This window comes from Kocuria sp. ZOR0020, from assembly GCF_000800955.1.
Classification (GTDB): domain Bacteria; phylum Actinomycetota; class Actinomycetes; order Actinomycetales; family Micrococcaceae; genus Kocuria; species Kocuria subflava.
Genome location: NZ_JROX01000333.1, coordinates 1 through 987 on the forward strand (window position 1 = coordinate 1; position 987 = coordinate 987).

General features: G+C 39.0%; 1 protein-coding gene. It reads right to left on the minus strand.

Annotated elements, in window-relative coordinates:
* Nucleotides 1-199: 199 nt before the first annotated feature.
* Nucleotides 200-961 (minus strand): N-acetylmuramoyl-L-alanine amidase, encoded by a 762-nt coding sequence (locus L979_RS15385; protein WP_036853161.1) that lies wholly within the window; start codon nt 959-961, stop codon nt 200-202.
* Nucleotides 962-987: the final 26 nt, after the last annotated feature.

Consider the following 987-nt stretch of genomic DNA (forward strand, 5'->3'; position numbering starts at 1 on the left):
CACTTGAAGAACAACGAATTAGTGAAAAAAATCAACGAAGAGTTGAAGCTGAAAAACAAGCCTAAGTTGACAGAATCGCAAGAGAACACGATGAGGAAACTTAACGATCTAATAATAGAGGAAGTCAACATGTTAGTGAAAAAGATGAAATGATACCGAACAAAGAAAGCCCCACAATTAAGTGAGGGCCTTTTTCGTATTATTTTTTAGCAATGATTGGTTTGTCGATTCCGTTAGCTTGCATGAAACGAATATCAATAGGCGAACCTTTCCAATCGAAGTTTTTAAGGTCTTTGCCAGTTGTTTCTTTATAAGTTTTACGAACAATTGCCAATTGGTCTGGGTGTGATAGAGCGATAACTTTTTCGCCATTAAAGTAGTAAGTTGTTTTATCGCCATTTGTATATGTAAATTTCATTAAATCGTCGTCCTCTAATTCTGTATTTGTTTGTGTATTGTTTACTGCGACTGTGCCACTAGTTTGTCCTGTAAGGCGCTTGTTTAGTTCTGTGATAAAGTATGAGCGACAACTCTCTAACGTGCCTCCGTGTACTTCTACTGAACGTCTAGGGCATGAAGTTGCTGAAAGTTCTTGATGTAGTTTAACAGTATCACGATTAGGAGTTAACCCCCATTGTTTCATGTACTTAGCCACGTCATCTAGTACCGCTTGCTCATTTCTCAAGAACTGGTTTAAATCGCCCTCTGATTGGCATACTTCCCAGCTTGCATAGTTAGCATTACCGTACGAGTTGGCACAATGCCATGCCATATTAGAGAAATCAGAAGCTTGTAATCTTCCGTCAGAAGCAATGTAGACATGAGCAAAGCCATTTTCAGGGTTATGATTAGGTAACCAGTTGTTGTAGAAGCCAGCGTTAGCACCATTCGAACCAGCGTCATTGTGAATTACAACCCCAGTAGGGTTATAACCACGTACACCAGCATTAGTTATATTCATTCTTTTTTATCCTCCGTTTGTTCTTC